Origin of the sequence: Novosphingobium aquimarinum, assembly GCF_009746585.1 — a bacterium.
GTDB lineage: Bacteria > Pseudomonadota > Alphaproteobacteria > Sphingomonadales > Sphingomonadaceae > Novosphingobium > Novosphingobium aquimarinum.
Genome location: NZ_WRPO01000049.1, coordinates 1 through 4,096, shown reverse-complemented (window position 1 = coordinate 4,096; position 4,096 = coordinate 1). Strand labels below are relative to the sequence as shown.

The following is a 4,096-nucleotide window of genomic DNA, read 5'->3' as shown; positions in this document are numbered from 1 at the left end:
CAACAAACTCAAGAACTGGCGGCGCATCGCGACCCGCTACGACAAAACCAGGGAATCCTACCTTGGCTTCGTCGCTCTCGCCTCAGTCAAACTCTGGATACCCTTTGTCCACGAAGCCTAGTCAATGGCTCCCCCAAAGTGGACCGCACCGGCCCCAACAAAGCCCTCTGCGACGCCCGCCGCAACCACCACATCATTGCCAACTCGTCCAACCGGGCATGCGGCAATGCCCAGCGCCGTTGCAATCAGGCACATCGTCGTGATCAGCGCGCCGGCATCTCGCCATAGGATGCTGCTCGCATTGCGGTAGCAGGCATCAAGCAAAGCCCGATCGGCGGCGAATTGGACAGTTGTGCCGTGGCCATGGCCCAAGATCGTCGAAATGCTCTCGCGATTAACCGCTAAGGCAGCCGCCCCGACAGGCATAAGTCCATGCTGCTGGTCATCGTAGAAGCCGGCAGCGCCATCCTCCAAGGGCAGGACGAGCAACCTGATGGGGTGAAGCCCACCCCCCGATGGCGAATTCCTGCTCTCGGCCGGCACCCCAAACCGCCCCGGCGTCCGGCTGCGCAAAGCCGTCGAATGCCATAGGAGAGCAGACAGATCGTCGATGTCCAGGGGGCCACCGATGCCGGACCGACGGGTCCCTAACACCTCGAAGAAGCCGGCATCTGGCGTCCGCACATCGCGGGGAAGGAGTTGAACCGGTCCGGGCTCGATCAACCGTCGGCTGGGATTCCCGTCAAAGCGGGGTGCCGGTTCCGGATCAGTATGGCACGCCATACAAATCTCTCATAACTTCGTAGTGCTTTACGCATCCACGGCAACCGCCACACGCTAAGGGCCCGGTATGGCAGGAATGTGCCCAACCGATGATCTCGCGCGGTGCACCAGAACGCTGTACCAACTCGACCGTCGACATGCCCACCGCGGGCGCCGTCACACGAATAGCGCCTTCCTGCATCGCCATAAGAGAGTCGACCTGAGCGTAAAACTCAGGCCTTCCGTCGGCATGAGATCCATCCGAAGCCACTGATCCAAGCATCAGCTCGTCAACGCCAATGGCCGTCGCTCGCATTCCAGCCAGGGTCAGCAACAACTGATTCCGAAATGGCCACCATTCAGGAACCGGTGCATGGACCGATGCAGGTTGAGCGGCCATGTCGCCAGAACCCAGCGAACTGCAATCAACCCGGATGATCTCATGCCTGACACCAAGCAAGCCCGCGATATGAGCAGCGGCGGCGAGCTCAGTCTCGGCCGCACGCTGACCATAATCGATGGTGATCGCATATTCAGGCCGTTGCCAGTGCGTCAGCGCAATCGAGTCCACACCGCCAGAAAGCAGTACCGCTTTCACCGCAGCGCCCATACCGCGTGGTAAATCGCGGAAACTAGGTCACCGACGATCCGACATCCGCTGCCCGTCGGCATCTTCACATCCTCCGGCCGCATGTTCTGTGCCAAGCCTACCACCGGAATATCGCGGGCGACCGCGTAGCCAATCTCGAAGATCGTGCCAGCGTCCGCCCCGTTGAGGATAGCCAATACGGCTTGGCACTCATCGAGCCCCTGCAAATCCAAGGGGGCCACAACTTCCCCGGGTCCTTCACCAACGTCATGCAGCGGCGAAAACACCGGGACATTCATTGAGAGCAACTGATTGCGGACCTCTTCAACCACCCAGCGCTCCGCCAGATTGAAGAACGGAGCGGCAATGTAGATTTTGCCGGTCCCCGGTATGACCGGCTCTGCCGCCATCTTCATCAGGGCCTCTGCCGACGGGATGGGCAGGCCATGCGTGTTCACATAATGGCTCGTTGCGCGCGAAGCCAAATCGGCCGCTTCCGCAGGCGAACGCTGCTCCAGCGCCCAAAACTGCGTGAAAGCTGCAGAGAACACGTCTCCCGAGCCAATCTTGAAAACGGTCTCGCTACGGTAGGCTGGCACCTGCCAACGACCATCGCGCGCGGCGACAAGCGCGCCATGGCCGCCCATCTTGACAACCACGACATCTGCTTCGTTCCGCTCGAGCAGAGCGGCAGCGCCCTCGTGAGGGTCATCCTTGCCCGAGAACTGGCGTGCCTCCTGACGGTTCAGAATGACGGCGAGCTTGTCTGCGCGTGACCCATTCTCCGCAAATGGGCGGGGATCGAAAGCTGACTGCGGATCATAAACCGCAACCTTGGCCGATACCTTCGCGTCGCCTTCAAGCATACCGAAGCGCAGCACCACATCGTCGCTGACCTCGAACGCCGGATGGCGTGGAATCGCGTCCGGTCTCGGCGTAATCTTGGGCGTGGCCAGCGAATGGAAGTAGTCGAAGGCGATCTCTCGATCCGCCACCGGTCCATCGACGAGGATGCCGTAAGCCGACTTCAAGCTGGCTTCTGCATCGTCGAGGCTGGCGTTGCGATAGGTGTGAAGCCTAATGCCCGGAACGGCGCCGCTCAGGGCAGCGGCCGCTCGTCCGCCCGATCCATAGGCGTCATCCCACCGCGGCTCGATGCACCGCTCAACGTAAAGCCCGCCGGCGACTGTGATCACGCAGGCTCAATCCGAACCTCAACGGCACCGCCACGGATCGACAGAACCACAGCCACATACGCGCGGCCCTGGTCGATGCACCCGATGATCCGCACGTGCCCGCGATGCGTCAGCGCGCCGACCCTTTGGCCGCCCGGGCCCAAGACTTCCACGACGGGGTTCGGACCTGAGCGGTTCAGGTTGACGGTCAGGATGTCGCCTACCTTCAACGCTCCGACTGCGCCGGGCTGAAGGCTATTCAGTGCTGCTGTCTCAACGATATCGCAGGGGTCTGGATCGCCACCTGCACCACTGCCACCACCGCCGGCCCCTGGCTTGCTCGGCGTCACCCGTGCAGGAGTTGCAGAATATCCATCGTCACGCGAACCGCCACTTCCTGACACGAGACCTCCGATCGAACATCAACGCCCGATTGGAACTATATCAATACTGCTTGGCGAATGTCGACCACTTTGGGCGTCCTATTCTTCTGAATGCGCCCATATTTTACATTTAGATTTGCAACGATATCTTGCGGAAGCTGTCGCATTGTCATCCAAATGACAGAATCCAGTATGGACGCTCGAGCGCCAACAGCCTTCGCGAAAGCGAGATAAGCCGCCTCCATCTGCGCATAATGGCGCTCCACCCGCCATGCGGCATCGAACAGTCCAAGCGACTGGCATGCGCGGATGATGTGAATGTCGAGGATCGATACCTCATCACTGTCGCGCCAATTGCGCACAATCCATGATGCGGTTTTGGGGCCGATGCCTGATAAGCCGACCAGCGCGTCACGCAGATCGCGATCACCAGCGTCCGTATCGATGTCTGCTAAGCCCGCCACACATAGCGCAACATGGCGGGCCTTTTGACGTGCGAAGCGATAGCGTACGGGGCGCCCCTTAACTTCCAGTGGAGTGGTCAACATCTCCAGAACGGAGTGCTCATCCTCCAGAGCATCTGCCGGAGCAGCCCGCAGACGATCATAAGCGGCCAAGCCAACTTCTGCCGGTATCCCATAACCACCGAGCAGGCAGGCGAGCATTTCTTCGCGCAGGGTGCGGCCCAAACGATAGTGGTCTGGGTCTTCGGTTTCCCACATCCATGTTTGTGCTGTCCAATAGGCCGGAGTGCCGATCTCCTCGGCTCGGCCCCATCGCAGCTGGTGTCCGAAGACGCGCGTCGTCGCCGCAGGAAGCGTCAGTTCGACCAACTCTCCATGGCGATACGAGAGAACCTGCTGCATTGACTGGCGTTTTGATGAATGCATATATGCATAGTATGATGCATTTTATTCCTGCGCAATGGCTGAAGTGATCCATGAGATTGAACGAATCCGGCTTGCTGCACGGATTTCGCAGGCTGAGATCAGCCTGACACTTGGCGTGACGCAGGGCCACTACAGCAAGGTAATCAACGGGAAAGCCGAGCTTTCATTGAAGCTGCTGAGAACGGCGGAGCAATATTCGACCACGGTAGCGGCGGGATAGTCCTGCTGCGGGCGGCGTAAAAGTCGTCCACCTTGAAGCCTTTCTGCCGAGTCAGGGAGGTGTGGGGATCTACAGCG

At 60.1% G+C, this 4,096-nt stretch carries 5 protein-coding genes; 1 reads left to right on the top strand and 4 read right to left on the bottom strand.

The features are described 5' to 3' along the window. Positions 1-117: 117 nt before the first annotated feature. The 4 genes from GQO94_RS20635 to GQO94_RS20620 form a co-directional block, all read right to left on the bottom strand. Positions 118-783 carry a nitroreductase family protein gene (locus GQO94_RS20635; protein WP_156843248.1) on the bottom strand — a complete coding sequence of 222 codons (666 nt, stop codon included), beginning with the start codon at positions 781-783 and terminating at the stop codon, positions 118-120. Further along, positions 767-1,360, bottom strand: coding sequence for a 7-cyano-7-deazaguanine synthase (locus tag GQO94_RS20630; RefSeq protein WP_198046091.1), 594 nt, complete (start codon positions 1,358-1,360; stop codon positions 767-769). Before GQO94_RS20630 ends, GQO94_RS20635 begins: the two co-directional genes overlap by 17 nt. Further along, on the bottom strand, positions 1,357-2,547 hold the full coding sequence (locus GQO94_RS20625) for a PfkB family carbohydrate kinase (protein ID WP_198046090.1): 1,191 nt from the start codon (positions 2,545-2,547) through the stop codon (positions 1,357-1,359). The genes GQO94_RS20630 and GQO94_RS20625 overlap by 4 nt, the downstream gene beginning before the upstream one ends. Before the next feature lie 418 nt (positions 2,548-2,965). Next, entirely contained in the window at positions 2,966-3,775 is an 810-nt protein-coding gene (locus tag GQO94_RS20620) for an 8-oxoguanine DNA glycosylase (protein WP_156843246.1), read from the bottom strand. 58 nt (positions 3,776-3,833) lie between these two features. Between GQO94_RS20620 and GQO94_RS20615 the strand changes: the two genes are divergently transcribed. Next, positions 3,834-4,019, top strand: coding sequence for a helix-turn-helix domain-containing protein (locus GQO94_RS20615; RefSeq protein ID WP_156843245.1), 186 nt, complete (start codon positions 3,834-3,836; stop codon positions 4,017-4,019). Positions 4,020-4,096: the final 77 nt, after the last annotated feature.

Bases quoted from the DNA above. Each gene is read 5' to 3' on its own strand.
- GQO94_RS20635 (WP_156843248.1), bottom strand. From the start codon at position 783: ATGGCGTGCCATACTGATCCGGAACCGGCACCCCGCTTTGACGGGAAT.
- GQO94_RS20620 (WP_156843246.1), bottom strand. From the start codon at position 3,775: ATGCAGCAGGTTCTCTCGTATCGCCATGGAGAGTTGGTCGAACTGACG.
- GQO94_RS20615 (WP_156843245.1), top strand. From the start codon at position 3,834: ATGGCTGAAGTGATCCATGAGATTGAACGAATCCGGCTTGCTGCACGG.